The organism is Pseudomonas sp. YH-1 (assembly GCF_051990045.1).
Taxonomy (GTDB): Bacteria; Pseudomonadota; Gammaproteobacteria; order Pseudomonadales; family Pseudomonadaceae; genus Pseudomonas; species Pseudomonas nicosulfuronedens.
In genome coordinates, this window is record NZ_CP178184.1 from 6597859 (window position 1) to 6615378 (window position 17520).

The 17520-nt window shown below is 66.4% G+C and carries 18 protein-coding genes; 6 read left to right on the forward strand and 12 right to left on the reverse strand.

The features are described 5' to 3' along the window. Nucleotides 1–17: 17 nt before the first annotated feature. The 3 genes from ACKI1H_RS30600 to ACKI1H_RS30610 form a co-directional block, all read right to left on the reverse strand. The gene (locus tag ACKI1H_RS30600) at nt 18–1175 is read right to left on the reverse strand and encodes a phospholipase D-like domain-containing protein (protein WP_440467275.1); all 1158 of its coding nucleotides are present in this window, start codon (nt 1173–1175) and stop codon (nt 18–20) included. After that, a complete protein-coding gene (locus ACKI1H_RS30605) occupies nt 1172–1747 on the reverse strand; it encodes a YceI family protein (RefSeq protein ID WP_138522276.1) in 576 nt (191 codons plus the stop codon). The genes ACKI1H_RS30600 and ACKI1H_RS30605 overlap by 4 nt, the downstream gene beginning before the upstream one ends. A 112-nt stretch (nt 1748–1859) precedes the next feature. Further along, on the reverse strand, nt 1860–2765 hold the full coding sequence (locus ACKI1H_RS30610; protein WP_440467276.1) for a LysR substrate-binding domain-containing protein: 906 nt from the start codon (nt 2763–2765) through the stop codon (nt 1860–1862). Nucleotides 2766–2872: 107 nt separating this feature from the next. Here ACKI1H_RS30610 and ACKI1H_RS30615 point away from each other — a divergent pair, with 107 nt between their 5' ends. Continuing rightward, entirely contained in the window at nt 2873–4387 is a 1515-nt protein-coding gene (locus ACKI1H_RS30615) for an MFS transporter (RefSeq protein WP_440467277.1), read from the forward strand. A 276-nt stretch (nt 4388–4663) separates the two neighbouring features. On the opposite strand, the gene ACKI1H_RS30620 is transcribed toward ACKI1H_RS30615, so the two are convergent. From ACKI1H_RS30620 to ACKI1H_RS30640, 5 genes are all read right to left on the reverse strand, one after another. After that, on the reverse strand, nt 4664–5263 hold the full coding sequence (locus tag ACKI1H_RS30620) for a YceI family protein (protein ID WP_138522282.1): 600 nt from the start codon (nt 5261–5263) through the stop codon (nt 4664–4666). A 43-nt stretch (nt 5264–5306) separates the two neighbouring features. Then, nucleotides 5307–5654, reverse strand: a complete 348-nt coding sequence (locus tag ACKI1H_RS30625; protein WP_440467278.1) for an amidase — start codon at nt 5652–5654, stop codon at nt 5307–5309. Next, nucleotides 5651–6778, reverse strand: a complete 1128-nt coding sequence (locus ACKI1H_RS30630; RefSeq protein WP_138522286.1) for a serine hydrolase domain-containing protein — start codon at nt 6776–6778, stop codon at nt 5651–5653. Before ACKI1H_RS30630 ends, ACKI1H_RS30625 begins: the two co-directional genes overlap by 4 nt. A gap of 116 nt (nt 6779–6894) precedes the next feature. Then, nucleotides 6895–7680 (reverse strand): MBL fold metallo-hydrolase, encoded by a 786-nt coding sequence (locus ACKI1H_RS30635; protein ID WP_440467279.1) that lies wholly within the window; start codon nt 7678–7680, stop codon nt 6895–6897. A gap of 105 nt (nt 7681–7785) precedes the next feature. Next, entirely contained in the window at nt 7786–8682 is an 897-nt protein-coding gene (locus ACKI1H_RS30640; RefSeq protein WP_440467280.1) for an acyl-CoA dehydrogenase, read from the reverse strand. A gap of 148 nt (nt 8683–8830) precedes the next feature. On the opposite strand from ACKI1H_RS30640, the gene olsB reads away from it, so the two are divergent. Together olsB and ACKI1H_RS30650 are read left to right on the forward strand one after the other, a co-directional pair. Next, on the forward strand, nt 8831–9586 hold the full coding sequence (gene olsB, locus ACKI1H_RS30645; protein ID WP_138522292.1) for an L-ornithine N(alpha)-acyltransferase: 756 nt from the start codon (nt 8831–8833) through the stop codon (nt 9584–9586). Continuing rightward, nucleotides 9586–10353 (forward strand): lysophospholipid acyltransferase family protein, encoded by a 768-nt coding sequence (locus tag ACKI1H_RS30650; protein WP_440467281.1) that lies wholly within the window; start codon nt 9586–9588, stop codon nt 10351–10353. Before olsB ends, ACKI1H_RS30650 begins: the two co-directional genes overlap by 1 nt. 137 nt (nt 10354–10490) lie before the next feature. Here the strand turns inward: ACKI1H_RS30650 and ACKI1H_RS30655 are convergent, their stop codons facing one another. Together ACKI1H_RS30655 and ACKI1H_RS30660 are read right to left on the reverse strand one after the other, a co-directional pair. Next, on the reverse strand, nt 10491–11351 hold the full coding sequence (locus ACKI1H_RS30655; RefSeq protein ID WP_246084863.1) for a universal stress protein: 861 nt from the start codon (nt 11349–11351) through the stop codon (nt 10491–10493). A 75-nt stretch (nt 11352–11426) separates the two neighbouring features. After that, nucleotides 11427–12020 carry an ACP phosphodiesterase gene (locus tag ACKI1H_RS30660; protein WP_440468932.1) on the reverse strand — a complete coding sequence of 198 codons (594 nt, stop codon included), beginning with the start codon at nt 12018–12020 and terminating at the stop codon, nt 11427–11429. Between the two features lie 129 nt (nt 12021–12149). On the opposite strand from ACKI1H_RS30660, the gene ACKI1H_RS30665 reads away from it, so the two are divergent. From ACKI1H_RS30665 to ACKI1H_RS30675, 3 genes are read left to right on the forward strand one after another with little or no spacing between them, the layout of a single operon-like run. After that, nucleotides 12150–12479 (forward strand): ArsR/SmtB family transcription factor, encoded by a 330-nt coding sequence (locus ACKI1H_RS30665; protein ID WP_138522296.1) that lies wholly within the window; start codon nt 12150–12152, stop codon nt 12477–12479. A 46-nt stretch (nt 12480–12525) separates the two neighbouring features. After that, complete coding sequence (locus ACKI1H_RS30670; RefSeq protein WP_440467282.1) at nt 12526–13689, forward strand: MFS transporter; 1164 nt, start codon at nt 12526–12528, stop codon at nt 13687–13689. A gap of 33 nt (nt 13690–13722) precedes the next feature. Next, on the forward strand, nt 13723–14772 hold the full coding sequence (locus ACKI1H_RS30675; protein ID WP_440467283.1) for an alkene reductase: 1050 nt from the start codon (nt 13723–13725) through the stop codon (nt 14770–14772). A gap of 183 nt (nt 14773–14955) precedes the next feature. On the opposite strand, the gene ACKI1H_RS30680 is transcribed toward ACKI1H_RS30675, so the two are convergent. Next, the gene (locus ACKI1H_RS30680; RefSeq protein ID WP_440467284.1) at nt 14956–15225 is read right to left on the reverse strand and encodes a FeoC-like transcriptional regulator; all 270 of its coding nucleotides are present in this window, start codon (nt 15223–15225) and stop codon (nt 14956–14958) included. Further along, nucleotides 15225–17519 (reverse strand): Fe(2+) transporter permease subunit FeoB, encoded by a 2295-nt coding sequence (gene feoB / locus ACKI1H_RS30685; RefSeq protein WP_440467285.1) that lies wholly within the window; start codon nt 17517–17519, stop codon nt 15225–15227. The genes ACKI1H_RS30680 and feoB overlap by 1 nt, the downstream gene beginning before the upstream one ends. Nucleotide 17520: the final 1 nt, after the last annotated feature.

The following is a 17520-nucleotide window of genomic DNA, read 5'->3' on the forward strand; positions in this document are numbered from 1 at the left end:
CAGACAGCCCAGCGACATCATCGGCGGCGGTCGAGGAAGTTCACCACCAGTCGGTCCAGCGAGCCCCACAGGCGCTCGCGCAGGCGTTTCCACCAGGGGCGAGCGCGCCAGAAACCCAGGTCGATCTCGCGGCTCTGCGCAAAGTCGGCGGCCAGGCAGTCGGCCACCGCCGCGGTGAACTGCGGATCGAACGCTTCTACATTGGCCTCCAGATTGAACCGAAGGTTCCAATGATCGAAGTTGCAGGAGCCGACGCTGACCCAGTCATCGACCAGTACCATCTTCAGATGAAGAAAGCGCGGCTGGTATTCGAAGATCTTCACGCCGGCGCGCAGCAGGCTCGGATAATAGCGCTGACCAGCGTAGCGCACCGGCGCGTGGTCGGTGAGGCGCCCGGTGAGCAGCAGGCGTACGTCGACGCCGCGCAGGGCCGCCTTGCGCAGCGCGCGGCGGACCTTCCAGGTCGGCAGGAAATACGGCGTTGCCAGCCACACGCGCTGGTGCGCGCCACGCAGCGAACGCACCAGCGCCTGGAGGATGTCGCGGTGCTGGCCGGCGTCCGCGTAGGCGACCCGCGCCAGGCCCTCACCGTAGTTGGGGATCGGTGGCAGGCGGCTCAGCAGGACTTCCTCGCGGGGCTTCCAGGCGCGCACGCCGAGGCAGGCATTCCACTGGCGCTCGAACAGGCGCTGCCAGTCGGCGACGATATTGCCGGTCAACTCCACCATCACTTCGTGCCAGTCGCTGCGGTTCTCCCGCGCGGACCAGAACTCGTCGGTGGCGCCAGTGCCGCCGACATAGGCGATGCGCTCGTCCACCAGCAGCAGCTTGCGGTGGTCGCGGTACAGGTTGCGGATGCCGGCCTTCCAGTTCAGCGGGTTGTAGTGGCGCAGCTCGCCGCCTGCCTCCAGCAACTGGCGCGTCCAGGCGCTGGAGAGTTTCAGGCTGCCGAAGGCGTCGAACAGGCAGCGCACCTTCACGCCGCGCCCCAGGGCAGCCAGCAGCCTGTCGAGCAACGCCTCGGCGCAGCTGCCGCTTTCCACCAGGTAAAGCTCCAGTTCGATCTGCCGCTCGGCGCTGTCGATGGCGGCGAACATGCGCGGGAAGAAGCGCTCGCCATCGCAGAGCAGGGCGAAACGGTTGCCCGTCCGCCAGGGGAAGATCGGGCCGCTCACCGCGAGGCGAAGATCAGCACGGCGCCCACCGGCACCGACAGGCCGATGCTCTTCAGCCCGGCCAGTTTGCGCAGCTGTGCCACACCCGGCGCGAGGCCGAAGTCGGCGGCGTTGATCACCAGCGGCGAGAGGGTCACCACCTGGAAGCGGTGCTCGTCCAGGCGGGTGATCAGCACGTCGGTGCGGTAGTCCTTCGCCTGGCCATTGAGCTCCAGACGCAGCGGCAGGCGCGTCTCCAGCTGCACGCCGCTGGCGAGATCGGTGATGGGGCGCAGGTCGATGCGCGAGGTGATGCGCGCCTCGGGGAATTTCTCGGTGTCGAACAGCTTGTCGCGCAGACGCTCATCGCGCAGAGGGATACCGGTGCTGACCGAATCCATCTCGATGCGCAGCTCCACCTGCCCCTGCTCCTCCACCTTGCCGTGCATCACCAGGAAGCGGTTCACCTCGGCGATATCGGCGTTCTTGGTGGTGACGAAGGTCAGCCGCGAGGACTCGTAGTCGAGGTACCAGGCAGCCTGGGCGGAAGCGGCGAAGCAAGCCGCGAAGAGGAAGGCAAACAGCGAGCGCATGAAATCCCTTACATGAAAAACGGACGGATCAACGGCCAACGATAGCGGCCCGCCGTCGGCTTGCAAACCGACCGACCGGCGAGCCCATTGGGCAGGCAGTGGCGCCAATGGTTCAGTCGGCCAGCAGCGTGGGAATTCCGGCGACCAGCGCATCGATGGCGCAACGAATCTTCGACGGCATGTAGCGGGTCTTGGGCCACACCGCGTGGATCTCCAGCGGCGGCAGGTTGCAGCGGCCCTTCACCACCACCAGCTCACCCAACTTCATGTGCCGCGCCAGCAGCCAGGACGGCAGGCGCGCCAGGCCGAAACCGGCCACAGCGGCGGCGGTGATGGCCTGCAGGTCGTCCATGCTCAGCTGCGGGTCGATGTCGATGCGCTTCGCCTGGCCGTCGTCGTCGCGCAGGTCCCAGGGCGAGGTGACGCCAGCGACCGAATAGCTGATGGCCGAGTGACCGGCGAGATCGTCCAGCGCCTCGGGCATGCCATTTTCGGCGATATAGGAAGGCGCCGCGCCGATGCTGGTGTACTGGACACCCAGCTTGCGCGCAGCGAGGGTGGTGCTATCGCTCAGCGGGCCAATGCGCACGGCGAGGTCGAAGCCTTCTTCCACCAGGTCGACACGGCGGTCGGTGAACGACAGGTCGATCTTCAGCGACGGGTGCTGCCGCGCCAGCGCCAGCATCAGCGGCACCACGCAAAGGTGGCCAAAGGAGATCGGCACGCTGACCCGCAAGCGCCCACGCGGTTCCATCCGCCCGCCTTCCAGCGCGGTGTGCGCAGCGTCCAACTCGGCCAGCGCGCGTACGCAACTGTCGTAGAACACCTGGCCGTCATCGGTGAGGTTCTGGCTGCGCGTGGTGCGTTGCAGCAGACGTACGCCAAGGCGCGCCTCCAGCCGGGCGATGGCCTTGCCTACTGCCGAGCGCGTGAGGTTCAGGCGCTCCGCCGCGAGGGCAAAGCTGCCGGCATCGACCACCTGGACGAAGGTGGCGATGCCATCGAGTCGGTCATCCATCGGCCTGCTCTTTGAATCCTGAGAAGACTCAATGATGGGACGAAATGGAGCCAATGGGGAACCCTGTTCTTTTCGACAATGGTGGTTCGTTCTATGGAGCCCACCCCATGACTGCCCTGCGCAATCCCCGAAACAGCAATCCCCGAAACCTCATCGCCCTGGCGGCGGTGTGTCTGTCCTCGATGATGTTCGGCCTGGAAATCTCCAGCGTGCCGGCCAGCCTGCCGGCGCTGGAGCGCGTGCTGCACGGCGACTTCCAGGACCTGCAATGGGTGATGAACGCCTACACCATCGCCGTCACCAGCGTGCTGATGGCCGCCGGTACGCTGGCCGATCGCTTCGGCCGCAAGCGTCTGTTCGTCATCAGCCTGGCGCTGTTTGGCGTCACCTCACTGCTCTGCGGATTGGCCAGCGACATGCCGACCATGATCACCGGGCGCTTCCTGCAAGGCGCGGCCGGCGGGGTCATGCTGATCTGCCAGGTGGCCGTGCTCACCAGCCAGTTCAGCGACCCGGCCGAGCGCGTGCGAGCCTTCGCCGCCTGGGGCGTGGTGTTTGGCATCGGCCTGGGCTTCGGGCCAATCGTCGGCAGCGCCATCGTCGCCCTGGCCAGCTGGCAGTGGGTGTTCCTGGTCCACGGCCCACTTGCCCTGCTGACCCTGGCGCTGGCGCAGTACGGCGCGGTGGAATCGCGTGATCCGCAAGCCGAGCGATTGGACATCGGCGGCATGCTGACGCTGTCGCTGGCCGTACTCGGCACGGTGTTCTACATCACCCAGGGCGCCGACCTGGGCTTCGTCAGCCCTGCCGCGCTGGCGATCCTGCTGCTCAGCTTCGCCAGCCTGATCGCCTTCGTCCTCATCGAGCGCCGTGTCGCCCACCCGATGTTCGACTTCTCGGTACTGCGCATCCGCGCCTTCTCCGGCGCGATGTTTGCCTCGGCGGGCATGAACGTGAGCTTCTGGCCGCTGATGATCTACCTGCCGGTGTACTACCACGGGGTGCTCGGCTACGACGATGTGAAGGCCGGCTGGTCGCTGCTCGCCTATACCCTGCCGACACTGGTGGTGCCGCCGATCGCCGAGCGCCTGGCGCATCGCTTCCAGCCCGGCTGGGTGATTCCGTGCGGGATGTTCGTGATCGGCGCCGGCTTCTTCCTGATGCTCTGGGGCAGCGCCGTGGACCACGCCAGTTGGCTGACCCTGCTGCCCGGCTGCATGCTGGCCGGCATCGGGCTGGGGCTGACCAATACCACGGTGACCAACACCTCCACCGCCGCGGTTCCCGCCACTCGCGCCGGCATGGCCTCGGGCATCGACATGAGCGCACGGATGATTTCCCTGGCGATCAACATTGCGGTGATGGGGCTGATCCTGCTCTGGGGCGTCGCCGCCGCACTCCACGGCACGGACGGTGGTGAGAAGCTGCAACTGGCGGCGAGCATTGCCAGCGGCCGATTGGGCACGGACGATCCGGACGGTGCCCGCGCGGCGCTGGTTCAGGGCTTCGGCTGGGTGCTCGGCTACGGCGGGATCAGCGCCTGGCTGTTCGCGGCGGGCAGCTTCCTCACCTTCGGTGCGCATCGGCCGGTGCGGCCTAGACTGGAGGCTGTCCAATCCTGAATGACAGGAGAATCGCCATGAAAACCATCCTGCTGCTCACCTTCGTGGTCATCGGCGCTTCCAGTTGCAGCGTGGGCTCCGGCTTTCGCTTCCACTCCGACCTCCCGGCCATCGCAGCGCGAGCCTAGAGCGGGCATCTCTCGTGGTTGATTTCGTGCCGTGCGATTCGCGAGCAAGCTCGCTCCTACGAAGAGCATCCGCCCTGTAGGAGCGAGCTTGCTCGCGAACCTGCCCAGAGCTGGCGCCCCGGCGAATCGCGGGCTGCGCCGCCAGGTATCACGGCGCCTGCTTGATCACCTGGCTGAACCCCAGCACCGCGAACACCGGCACTTCGGGGGTGATGGAGGGGACGTTGGCGACTGCCTTGAGCGGCTCCAGCTTCTCTTCCAGATCGAAGTCGATCAGCTTGAGCACCAGCGGCTCCAGGGTCGTCACTTCGATGCGGGTCTCGCTGGGGCGGCTGACCAGTACCTCGGATTTGAGTCGGCGCTGCTGGCCGTGCAGGTCGAGGTTGAAGTCCACGGTTTCCTGGCGCGACTGGCCGGCCTGCAGGTCCTCGTAACGACTCAGGTCCAGCTGGCTGCTGATGATGGCCTCGGGAAAACGTTCGATCTCGAAGAAGGAATTGCGCATGCGCTCGTCGCGCAGCGCCAGGCCGCTGTCGATGGACTCCAGCGGCACCACCACGCGCACCGCGCCCTGGTCGTCGATCTGCCCGGAGAGGCGGTCGAAGCGCTGCACCTCCGCCATCTTGCCGCGCTTGACCGAGACGAAGCTGATCCGCGAGGTGTCGCCGTCCAGCTGCCATTCGGCCAGCGCCAGGGGGCTGGCCAGCACCAGCAACGCGCACACAGCTCCTGTTACAAAAGAATGCATTGATCCTCCGAAGCGGGTCGCCCCGCTCCGTGGAACGCGCCCGTCAGTGGCTGCCCGATTCGGGCAAATCGTCCGCCTGGGGCATCAGTTGGCATCCCTCGCGCGCACCGAGCCAGGCGGCTGTCTGGGTACTGCCGAGGCCGCGGGCGGTTACCCGCTTGCGCGCTTCGTCGTCGAGGAAGGCGCTGGTCGGCACGTACTGCTTGGTATAGGCCTGGCAATAGTCCGCCGAGTTCCCCATAACGTAGCGGCAGGAGCAGTACTCCTTGGCGGTGTAGGCGCCGATGATGCCGGGGAAGGCCGCGAGGTGGAGGCGGTTCTGCCAGGCCGTGGTCACCAGGGCAAGCAACAGCAGGACCAGGGCGGTGAGGATCGGATGACGGCGGATCATGGCTGCACCTCCCCGTGGGCGAAGGCCGCCTGGGCAAGCTTGAGGAAGGCGTCGTGCTGGTAGCTGCCGTCGCGGTCGTCGGCGTAGCGGACGATCACCAGCTTCTGTTCGGGAATCACATACAGCGCCTGGCCCCAGTGGCCGAGGGCGGCGAAGGTGTCCTCGGGCGCATCCGGCCAGGGCGCGGGCGCGCCGGCCACCGGGCGGTTGAGCCACCACTGCCCGCCGGGCACCGCTTCGTTGGGCTTCTTCGGATCAGGCTGGTACTCCGGGAACGGCGCGAGGACGAACTTCAGCCAGTCCTGTGGCAATAGCTGGCGGTCCTTCCAGCGTCCGCCGCGTTCCATCAGCAGGCCGATGCGAGCCAGGTCGCGAGCGGTCATGTAGGCGTAAGAGGAGCCGACGAAGGTGCCGCTGGCGTCACGTTCCCAGACCGCGGACTGGATGCCCAGCGGCTCGAACAGCGCGGTCCAGGGGTAGTTCGCGTAGTCCTTGCCGACCATTTGCTTGAGCGTGGCGGAGAGCACGTTGCTGTCGCCGCTGGAGTAGCGGAAGCGCTTGCCCGGCTCAGCGTCGGCGGGAAAGCCGGCGGTGAACTTGGCCATGTCATCGCGGCCACGGGTGTAGAGCATCGCCACCACCGAGGAACGCACCGGTGCGTACTCGTACTCTTCCTGCCAGGCCAGGCCCGACGCCCAGTGCAGCAGGTCGCGCATCTTGATGTCAGGGTGGTCGGCGAAGGCCGGGTAATGCTGGGCGACTGGGTCGTCGAGCTGGAACTTGCCCTCGCCGAAGGCCACGCCAAGCACGCTGGCCATCACGCTCTTGCTCATCGACCAGGCCAGGTGCGGAGTTTCGGCACGGGTCGGGCCGGCGTAGCGCTCGTAGATCAGCTGGCCGTCACGGATGACCACCACGGCGTCGGTGCGCACTCCCTTGCGGGTGCCGTCATCGCGGGTAGGGAAGGTGTAGTTCTCGAACGCCTGCACGGCGGCGCCGCTGGGCGTGGCGCCGTGAGGCCAATCGGCTTCGGGCCAGGTTTCGGTACCGTGGGCGTGGCTGCTGAGCAGGCAGGTGGCCAGCGCCAGCGCGCGCAGCGCTGGGCGGAAGGGGGCAAAGGGCATCGGCGGGCCTCTTGTTATCAGGTCGGCCCGCACCCTAGCACGGTGAAGATGACGGATTAAGCGCCGATCGTGCCGTAATCAAGGACGATTGGCGCAATCGGTCAGCACGGAGCCTGTCAGCGTGGCACCTGGTAGTCGTCCGGCCCCATCAGGTCCATGCCGCATTGCAGGTCGGTGATCCAGTCGAGGAAGGCGCCGATCATGGGCTTGCCCACGAAAGGCCGACCGTGCTGCGGGACGATCATCTCGATGTCCAGGCGACGAACCATGTTGGCCCACAGGCGGCCGACCTTGTTCGAGGCCATGTAGCGGCGGTGGAAGCCTTCCATGTGCGGCACGTGGGCGGCGAAGTCCTGCACCGGGCTGGCGTCGTCCACCAGCGAGGCGCCCATGTCACCGGAGAAGAGGATCTTGCTGATCGGGTCGTAGACCTGGAAGTTGCCCACCGAGTGGAGGAAGTGCGCGGGGATCATCTTCAGCTGGCAGCGGCCCAACTGCACCGACTCGCCACGGTCCGGCAGGGGGATCACGCGGTCATAGGTGGAGATGCCGTGGCTGACTGCCAGGTAGCTCGCCGTGAGGTGCGGCAGGAAGCGCGCCCAGAGCTTGGAGCAGATGACCTTGGCGCGGGTGTGCAGCAGCCATTTGTCCAGCGCGGCGATGATGTCCGGGTCCTGGTGCGAGGCGAAGATGTAGTCCAGGTCCTGCAGCGGGAACAGCTTGGAGAGCTCCAGGGACAGCGGGGTGTAGGTCAGGTCGCCGCCCGGATCGAGCAGCAGACGCTTGTCGTGGTCGACGATGAGGAACTGGTTGGATTGCACACCATCGCCGCTGACCAGATCGTCGAAACACAGGCATTGGTGTTTACCGTCGTCGAACAGCACGATGGGTTCGCGTCGCATGAGGGGATTTCCTAAAGCAGTGGGAGGGAAAACAGTGGGTAGCCCTGCGGAAATTTCTTGGTATCTCAGAAACTTCTGTAAGGCTAACGTCCCCTCCCCGAGCCCTCACTGACGTGGGTCAAGGCCTATTGCCACCCTCGCTTTCTCCAGTCGCCTGGCCCGTGCGGCACCGGCGATGGCGAGCACGCCCTTGTCCCGTTTCCACACCGCTGCCAGCTCCGGATCACCAGACGCAAAAGCGGCGTCCAGTGCAGCGGCAAGGCCTTCGAACAGGCTGAACACGCCGGCCAGCAGCAGGTGCGTTTCCGCCAGCGAAGCGGGTTGCCGGCTGACCTCCGCACAACCGGCGAGCACGCCGGTGAGGCGCAGGCTCAGCTCCGCCGGCCACTGATGCTCCACAGCCAGGCCATACAGCCAGGCGCACACCGCCGCCAGCACATGGGTGTCTTCCAGGGTGCGGAAGGGTTTGCTGTAGGCCTCCCAGCCATCGCCGGGCAGGCGTTCGCAGTGGGCGCCGTCGAGCAGCAGGCGCGCGTGAGGAATGTCAGGCATCAGCGGCAGGGCCGGCAGCGCCTCCAGCTTCGCGCCGGGTGCGCCGGCCTGCACCACGGTCATGGCGATGCGCGGGGGCTCGTCCTCCTCCTCGTCACGCGCGGCGACCAGCCACCAGGCGGCGCTGTCGGCGGCCGTGGCGAAGTCCTTGCGTCCATGCAGCACCAGGCCTTCGAGACGGGTCTGCAGGTCGGCAGGGCGCACACTTTTCTTCTCGGTCACACAGAGCGCGCCGAGGCTGAGCGGGGCAGCCGGCCAGAGCGCGCGCAACGCCGCCTGGTAGCCGGCGAGAAAGGCCAGTCCCGGTGAGGTCGCCAGGCGCCCGCCGAGCACCGCCAGCTCGAAGCTCCCGGCGCAGCCTGCGCGAGTGAGCAGTTCGGCGTACCAGTCGTCCAGCGGCAGTCCGGGTGTCAGCCGGTCCTGCAGGCCGAGCAGGCATTTCCAGGGCATCGCGGCGCTCCTTCCTTCGAGGTCGTTGTTCTTGTCATACAAGCATCACCGCACCGTCATGGGCGTGACACCGGTCATTTCTAGCCTGAGCTTGCACAACAAAGCCGACCGGCCGCAACCCGCATGGCCGGTTCACGGAGGCACTCGCATGAGTCAGATCGCCCTCTCCTGTGACACCCCGGCAGAACGCCGCCTCAAGGCCGTGCGTCTGCGCGGCGCCCGCGCCCTGCGCGAAGCCCAGGCCCTGCGTTACCGAGTATTCAGCAGCGAGTTCGACGCCCAGCTCAACGGCGCGGACCAAGGCCTGGACATGGATGACTACGACCGCCACTGCGCCCACATCGGCGTGCGCGATCTCAACACCGGCGCGCTGGTGGCCACCACTCGCCTGCTGGACCACCGCGCCGCCCAGCGCCTGGGCCGCTTCTACAGCGAAGAGGAATTCGCCCTCGACGGCCTGGACAACCTGCAGGGCCCGGTGCTGGAAATCGGCCGCACCTGCGTCGACCCGGACTACCGCAACGGCGGCACCATCGCCGTGCTCTGGAGCGAGCTGGCCGAAGTGCTCAACGAAGGCGGCTACCGCTACCTCATGGGCTGCGCCAGCATCCCCATGCGCGATGGCGGCATCCAGGCCCGCGCCGTGATGCAGCGTCTGCGTGACCGCTATCTGTGCCAGGAAAACCTGCGCGCCGAGCCCAAGACCCCGCTGCCGCCGATGGAAGTGCCGGACAATCTCACCGCCGAGCTGCCGCCGCTGCTCAAGGCCTACATGCGCCTGGGCGCGAAGATCTGCGGCGAGCCCTGCTGGGACCCGGATTTCGGCGTCGCCGACGTGTTCATCCTGCTCAAGCGCGACGAACTCTGCCCGCGCTACGCCCGCCACTTCAAGGCCGCGGTCTGATGCGCAGCCTGCGCGCCTGGCTGCGCGTCGCCCGCCTGCTGGCACTGCTGCTGGTGGGCCTTGCGCTGGCCAGCTTCGTCAGCCTGCTGGAACGTCTGCCTGGCGACCGGATGCTACTGCGCCAGCGCCTGACGCGCTGGTACCTGGCGCGCCTGTCCGGCGCCCTGCCCTTCGAATTGCGGGTGCATGGCGAGCTACCCGGCCAGCCGATGCTGTGGGTGTCGAATCACGTGTCCTGGGTCGATATCCCGCTACTGGGCGGCTTGCTGCCGCTGACCTTCCTGTCCAAGGCCGAGGTACGCCAATGGCCCGTCGCCGGCTGGCTGGCGGAAAAGGCCGGCACGCTGTTCATCCGCCGGGGTTCTGGCGACTCACGGATGATCAATGCACAGCTCGCCACGCACCTGTCGCGCGGCCGCTCGCTGCTGGTCTTTCCCGAAGGCACCACCACTGATGGCCAGGGGCTGCGCACTTTCCATGGGCGCCTGATGGCCAGCGCCATCGAGGCCGGTGTGCCGGTGCAGCCGGTGGCCCTGCGCTACCGCCGCAACGGCCAGGCGTGCGAACTGGCACCCTTCATCGGTGACGATGATCTGGTCAGCCACCTCAAGCGTCTGTTCGCCCATGATCGGGGAATCGTGGAAATCCACCTGCTGCCGGTGCTGTCCAGTGCCCACCAGGACCGCAATCTGTTGGCCAGGCAAGCGCACGCGGCAATCCACGCAGTGGTGTGTGAAGTTCAGGAAGCGCCGGCCATTGCGGCCTGACGAAAAGAAAGGATTGGAGCCCGCCGTAACCTACGGCCGGCGGGTTCCCACTCTGACGAAACGGCTTTCAAACTGCGCCGGGCGGCACCCTCGAGCCGCCCGGTGAAGCCTGAAAACAGTCTCCTGACGTCGCAGGCTCAAGCCTCCGGCGGCACGACCAGGATGTCACAATCCAGTTCGCGCAGAGCGTAGTCGGCAACACTGCCGATCAGGGCACGCTTGACTCCACCCATACCCCGAGTACCCATGACCAGCAGATCCGGCCGATGCTTGTCGACCATCCGCTGCAACACGTTGCCCGGCAGCCCGACGGCCACCAGTTGTTCATCGATGCGATCTTCCAGGTGCTCGTCGTGGAGGAACTTCTTCAGTTCATCCACTGCCTGGCGCGATTCGCTGCTGACGAATTCGTCGATTCGCTCCTCGCTCACCCCGGAGTACTGCATCATGCCCTTCGCCAGCGGGCTGAAGGCGTAGACGCCGCGGCGCACGGCACCCTCGAGCATGCCCAGGTTGTTGGCCACTTCCACTGCGTGGGCCGACGCTGGCGACGTATCCAGGGCGATCAGCAGATCGCGGTACTGGCCACCCGCTGGCTGGTTGACCACCAGTACCGGCAGCTGTCCGGCACGTAGCACTCGTTCCACGGTGGTGCCAACAAAAATGTCGCGCAGCACGCTCTTGCGGTGCGCGCCCATCACCAGCATCTCGCAATCCAGCTTCTTCGCCGCAGCGAGAATCTGCTGATTCGGGTCACCGCGCTCCACCAGCAGTTTCGGGCAGGTACCACCCATTTCGGTGAGTTCGACCAGACGCGCTTCGAGCATCATGCGCACCTGGGTAACTTCCTGTTCGACCAGCGCCGCCGGTTGGTCCTCATCGACCACGTAGAGCACGGTCCAGGGGCAGGCATAGCGCTTGGCGAGCGCTGCCGCACGGTGCAGAGCCTTTTCGGAACGGCCGGACAGATCCGTTGCGATCATTAGCGACTTCATCATGCTGCTCCTCTCGTCGTCCTTCAGATGTGTCTATTGCACACGCTATGGGCCGCCGGACGGTTGACGCATATCAAGTCAGGCCGGACCGTCCATCGATTTCGGCGGATTTCTGGCGAAGTCCTGCAACTCGGGATAGAACTCACGGAAGTCGTCGCTCAAGGGCTCGTACAACCGCTCCAGCACCTCCCAGGCGCCGTCCAGCAGGGACGGCCTGGACAGGCGCCGGGACATTCCGGCGACCACGTCCTGCAGTACCTCGAACTCTCTGTAGCTGCCAAGCCAGTCCTGCGCCGCCATGCGCGGTGCAATACGCGCCAGACGCTCCGGCAAGCCTGGCGTACGGCCCAGTACACCGTAGACCCGTTGCGTGAAGTGCTCCAGCGGTTCGCCGGAGAAACGCCCCCAATCGCGGGCCAGGCAATGGTCGAAGAACACGTCCAGCAGCACGCCAGCCATGCGCCGGCGCTCGCTGGGGAAACGCGTCTTGGCACTGTGTATCAGGGCGTGACTGTCGGTGAAGGCGTCGATGCGCCGGTGCAGGCGGATGCCCGCCTCGATCTCGGCGGGCCACTGGCCGGCCAGCGGCCCCTTGACGAAGTCGCCATAGAGGCTGCCGAGCAATTGGGCGGGCCGGTCGCCGCCCAGGTGAAGGTGCGCGAGGTAGTTCATGGGCAGAGAGTAGCGCGGGTGGTCAACGGCTACTATCACGGGTGTCGATCATTACTATCGCCCCAAACGAATTCATATCGTTTTTGACCGATATATAGTTCGTCTCAACGCGATATACCGATGTGCCCCATGACTGAACAAACCCCTCTCGATCCTGGCATCGACCTCGACGAAATCTTCAAGGCCCTGGCCCACCCGGTGCGGCGCGACATGCTGCACTGGCTCAAGGACCCGGAGCAGTTCTTCGTCGAGCAGGAGCACCAATCCTTCGAGATCGGCGTCTGCGCCGGCAAGTTCGACCAGCGCACCGGTCTGTCGCAATCCACCGTTTCCGCGCATCTGGCCACCCTCCAGCGCGCGGGTCTGGTGACCAGTCGAAAAGTCGGCCAGTGGAATTTCTTCAAACGCAATGAAGACACCATCCAGGCCTTTGTTCGCCACCTGAGCGAAGCGCTGTAACCGGCTACTGCCAGCCAAGACAATCCCACTCTCCAGGAGCAGGCACATGCCCACTTCGCTTCTCGTCCTCGCTTTGTCCGCGTTTGCCATCGGCACCACGGAATTCGTGATCATGGGCCTGTTGCCCGAGGTCGCGGGCGACCTCTCGGTGACCATTCCCGCCGCCGGCTGGCTGGTCAGCGGCTATGCCTTCAGCGTCGCCATCGGCGCGCCGATCATGGCCCTGCTCACCGCCCGCCTGCCGCGCAAGACTGCGCTGCTGATGCTCATGGGCATCTTCATCCTCGGCAACCTGCTCTGCGCGGTGGCTGCCAATTACGGCCTGCTGATGCTGGCGCGGATCATCACCGCCCTGTGCCACGGCGCCTTCTTCGGCATCGGCTCGGTAGTCGCCGCCAGCCTGGTGCCGGCCAACCGCAAGGCCTCCGCCGTGGCCCTGATGTTCACCGGCCTGACCCTGGCCAACGTGCTCGGCGTACCGGCCGGCACCGCGCTGGGCCAGATCGCCGGCTGGCGCTCGCCTTTCTGGGCAGTGACCTTGATTGGTGTGTTCGCGCTCATCGGCCTGTGGAGCGTGCTGCCCAGGAAGCACGACGAAGAAGCCGTGGACATGCGCAAGGAAGTCGCCGCGCTGCGCAACGGCCCGCTGTGGCTGGCGCTGGCTACCACCGTGCTGTTCTCCGCTGCTGTCTTCGCGCTGTTCACCTATGTCGCACCGCTGCTGGGCGAAGTCACCCAGGTCTCCCCACGCGGCATCACCTGGAGCCTGGTGCTGATCGGCCTCGGCCTGACCCTGGGCAACATCCTCGGCGGCCGCCTCGCCGACTGGCGCCTGGGCACCACCCTGGCCGGCGTGTTCGCCACCATGGCGGTGGTCTCCACCGTGCTGAGCTGGACCAGCGCCTCGCTGATCCCGGCCGAGATCACCCTCTTTATCTGGGCCGCCGCCGCCTTCGCTGCGGTGCCGGCCCTGCAGGTCAACGTGGTACGTGTCGGCGGTGCCGCACCGAACCTCGTCGCCACCCTGAACATCGGCGCCTTCAACGTCGGCAACGCCATCGGCGCCTGGGTCGGTGGCAGTGTCATCAACCACGGCCTTGGCCTGACCCGCGTGCCCCTGGCCGGCGCCGTGCTCTCCGTACTCGCGCTGATCGCGGTGATGATCGCCTTCAGCGGCAAGCCCAACCAGACGCAACCCGTCCTCGACTGATCCTCCACCCTCACCCCGTATTGGAGTAACGCAATGACCACGCTTTTCGATCCCATCGTCATCGGTGACCTGGAACTGCCCAACCGCATCGTCATGGCCCCGCTGACCCGCTGCCGCGCCGACGAAGGCCGCGTGCCCAATGCGCTGATGGCCGAGTACTACACCCAGCGCGCCGACGCCGGCCTGATCCTCAGCGAAGCCACCTCGGTCACCCCGATGGGCGTCGGTTACCCGGACACCCCCGGCATCTGGTCGGACGATCAGGTGCGCGGCTGGACCAACATCACCAAGGCCGTGCACGCCAATGGCGGTCGCATCATGCTGCAGCTGTGGCACGTGGGCCGCATCTCCGATCCGCTGTACCTGAACGGTGAAACCCCGGTGGCGCCGAGCGCCCTCAAGCCGGCCGGCCACGTCAGCCTGGTGCGCCCGATCAAGGAATTCGTCACCCCGCGCGCCCTGGAGACCGAAGAGATCGCCGACATCGTCGAGGCCTACCGCATCGGTGCCGAGAACGCCAAGGCCGCCGGCTTCGACGGCGTGGAAGTACACGGTGCCAACGGCTACCTGCTCGACCAGTTCCTACAGAGCAGCACCAACCAGCGCACCGACCAGTACGGCGGTTCGGTGGAGAACCGCGCGCGCCTGCTGCTGGAAGTCACCGATGCCGTGATCGGCGTCTGGGGCGCCGGCCGTGTCGGCGTGCACCTGGCTCCGCGCATGGACTCCCACGACATGGGCGACGCCGATCCGTTGGCCACCTTCGGCTACGTGGCCCGCGAGCTGGGCAAGCGCGGCGTGGCGTTTATCTGCACCCGCGAGAAAGCTGGCGATGACAGCATCGGTCCGAAACTGAAGGAAATCTTCGGTGGCGTGTACATCGCCAACGAGCGCTTCACCAAGGACACTGCCAACGAGTGGCTGGAAAGCGGCAAGGCCGACGCAGTCGCCTTCGGCATCCCGTTCATCGCCAACCCGGACCTGGTGACCCGCCTGCAGAAAGGCGCTGCCTGGAACGAGCCGCACCCGGAGACTTTCTACGCCAAGGGCCCGGTCGGCTACCTGGATTACCCGCGCCTGTAAGGGTCGGGTCCAGCGCCAACGAAAAGGGCGCCTTCTTGCGAAGGCGCCCTTTTCATTTTCTGCGCAAGGCAACAACCCTGCGCAGGAGCTCTTTGCAGGATGGGTGGAGCGCAGCGATACCCATGCTGTTCGTGCGATGCGTGATGGGTATCGCTTCGCTCCACGCCATCCTACGGTCCGGGGTCAGGGCGTGATCCAGCGCATGGGCGTGGCGACATTGCTACCTGAAAGGCGATACCCCGTCGTCGCGCACCGCGTCGCCTCCGCACAGCCCTTGCAGCTCCCGCAGGCCGCGGGCTCCGCGGCGACCTTTTCCACCACGCCCATCGCCAGCAGCCGCTCCAGCAGCGCTTCGAGCAGTGCCTTCGAGGCACCGAGACGCTGGGCCAGGGTCGGCACATCTGCTTCGCCCATCTCGCCGAGCAGGTTGCGCACCGCGATTGCCGTGGCCATCAGTGGCAGCTCCCCGCCGGTGCAGCGCGCAACTCGCGCTCGCCATCCAGCTCCAGGCCACGCCGGCCGACCCAGCGCAGAATCAGGAACAGCACCAGGTTGAACACCAGCACCAGGCCGATGGCCACCGTGCTGTACTGCGGATGCTCGGCGAAGCTGAAGACCTGGTAGCAGAGGGTCGCCAACGAATACGCCACGTTGAGACCCCAGAGCACCGCGAAGGTCATCCAGCCACGCCCGCTCTCGCGGGTCAGCGCGCCGAGGGTTGCCACGCAGGGCACGTAGAGCAACACGAACACCAGGTAGCTGTAGGCGGCCAGCGGGCTGCCGAACTTGGCAGCGAAGGTGCCCATGGAGCCCTCCTCCATCTCGCCATCGGCCATGCTCGCGGCGACCGGGTTGGCCAGCACGCTGAGGCTGAAGGCATCGCGCAGGCCGTCCAGCGTGTCCGCACCAGCCTGTTTCAGTTGCCCCCAGAGGTCATAGGCGTCGGCATCGAAGGCCTCTCCCTGGATATGCTCGGCGGTGTACAGGGTGTTCAGGGTGCCGACCACCACTTCCTTGGCCAGTGCACCGGTGACCAGGCCGACCGTGGCCTGCCAGTTGTCCTCGTGCACGCCCATGGGTTTGAGCAGCGGCGTGACCTTGTGACTGAGGCTGGAAAGCGCCGAGTCGGCGATGTCGCCCTGCACCGGACGGCCGTCGAGGGTGACGCTGTTGAGGCCACCGATCACCAGGCTGACCAGGATGATCACGGTGCCGGCGCGGACGATGAAGGCGCGCAGGCGCATCCAGGTCTGCAGCAGCAGGCTGCGCAGGTGCGGCACGTGGTACAGCGGCAGTTCCATGACGAAGGGCGAGGCCTCGCCGCGCATCAGCGTGTGCTTGAGCAGCAGCCCGGTCAGCACCGCAACGACGATGCCCAGCAGGTACAGCGAGAAGATCGCCAGCGCGCCGTTCTGGCCGAAGAAGGCCGCGGCGAATACCGCGAAGATCGCCAGCCGCGCACCGCAGGACATGAACGGCGCCATCATCGAAGTCATCAGCCGCTCGCGCGGATTGTCCAGGGTGCGGGTACCCATGATCGACGGCACGTTGCAGCCGAAGCCGACGATCAGCGGCACGAAGGATTTGCCCGGCAGGCCGAGGGCCTGCATCAGGCGGTCCATGACGAAGGCCGCGCGGGCCATGTAGCCGGAGTCTTCCAGCAGGGCGAGGAACAGGTACATCAGGCCGATCTGCGGAATCAGCGGCAGCACCGCATTGATGCCACCGCCCAGGCCCTGGGCCAGCAGCGCAGTCAGCCAGTCCGGCGAGCCGGTACGGGCACCCAGCCACTGGATGCCATCGATGAAGAGTGCCGAGGAGCCCTGGTCGAAGATCGGCTGCAGCGCCCCGCCCAGGGTGATGGCGAAGAAGAACATCAGGTACATCACGAAGAGGAACACCGGAATACCCAGCCAGCGGTTCAGCGCAATGCTGTCGAGCATCTGGGTCAGGCGATGGGGTGCGGCCTCGCGGTGGTTGCTGGCGCGCTCGCAGAGCTCGCCGATCAGCCGGTAGCGCGCGTCCACCAGCAGCAGTTCCGGGTCTTCGCCGCAGGCGCAGCGGATCGCGTCACGTGCGGCCAGCAGGCTCGCCGGGTCGAGCTTGAGCTGGCGGGCACTGTGCAGGTCGCCTTCCAGCGCCAGCAAGGCCATCCAGGCCTGGGTCGGCGGCGCGTCAACAGGCAGCAGTTGGGTGACGGCATTACGCAGCGCGGCGGGATACGGCACTTGCAGCGGCGGCTGTGCCGTCACGCCATCGATGGCTTCCTTCAGCGTGTCGATGCCTTCGCCACGGGTCGAGACCAGCGGCACCACCGGGCAACCCAGCTCCCGCGCCAGCGCCTCGCGGTCGATGTTAAGGCCCTGGGTACGGGCGATGTCGAGCATGTTCAGCGCCACTACGCAGGGCAGCCCCATCTCGCGCAACTGCACGGTAAGGTAGAGGTTGCGCTCCAGGTTGGTGGCATCCACCACGTTGACCAGCACGTCCACCTCACCATCGACGATGCAGCGCCGGGCGATCTGCTCGTCCAGCGAGGCCTGGGTCGACAGCGTGGTCAGCGAATAGGTGCCGGGCAGGTCTACCAGGCGCACGTTGTGCCGCGCAGTGCGGAAGCTGCCTTCCTTGCGCTCCACGGTGACGCCAGCCCAGTTGCCGACGCGCTGGCGCGAGCCGGTGAGCTGGTTGAACAGGGTGGTCTTGCCCGCGTTGGGGTTGCCGATCAGGCCGATGCGCAGTTCGTCCATG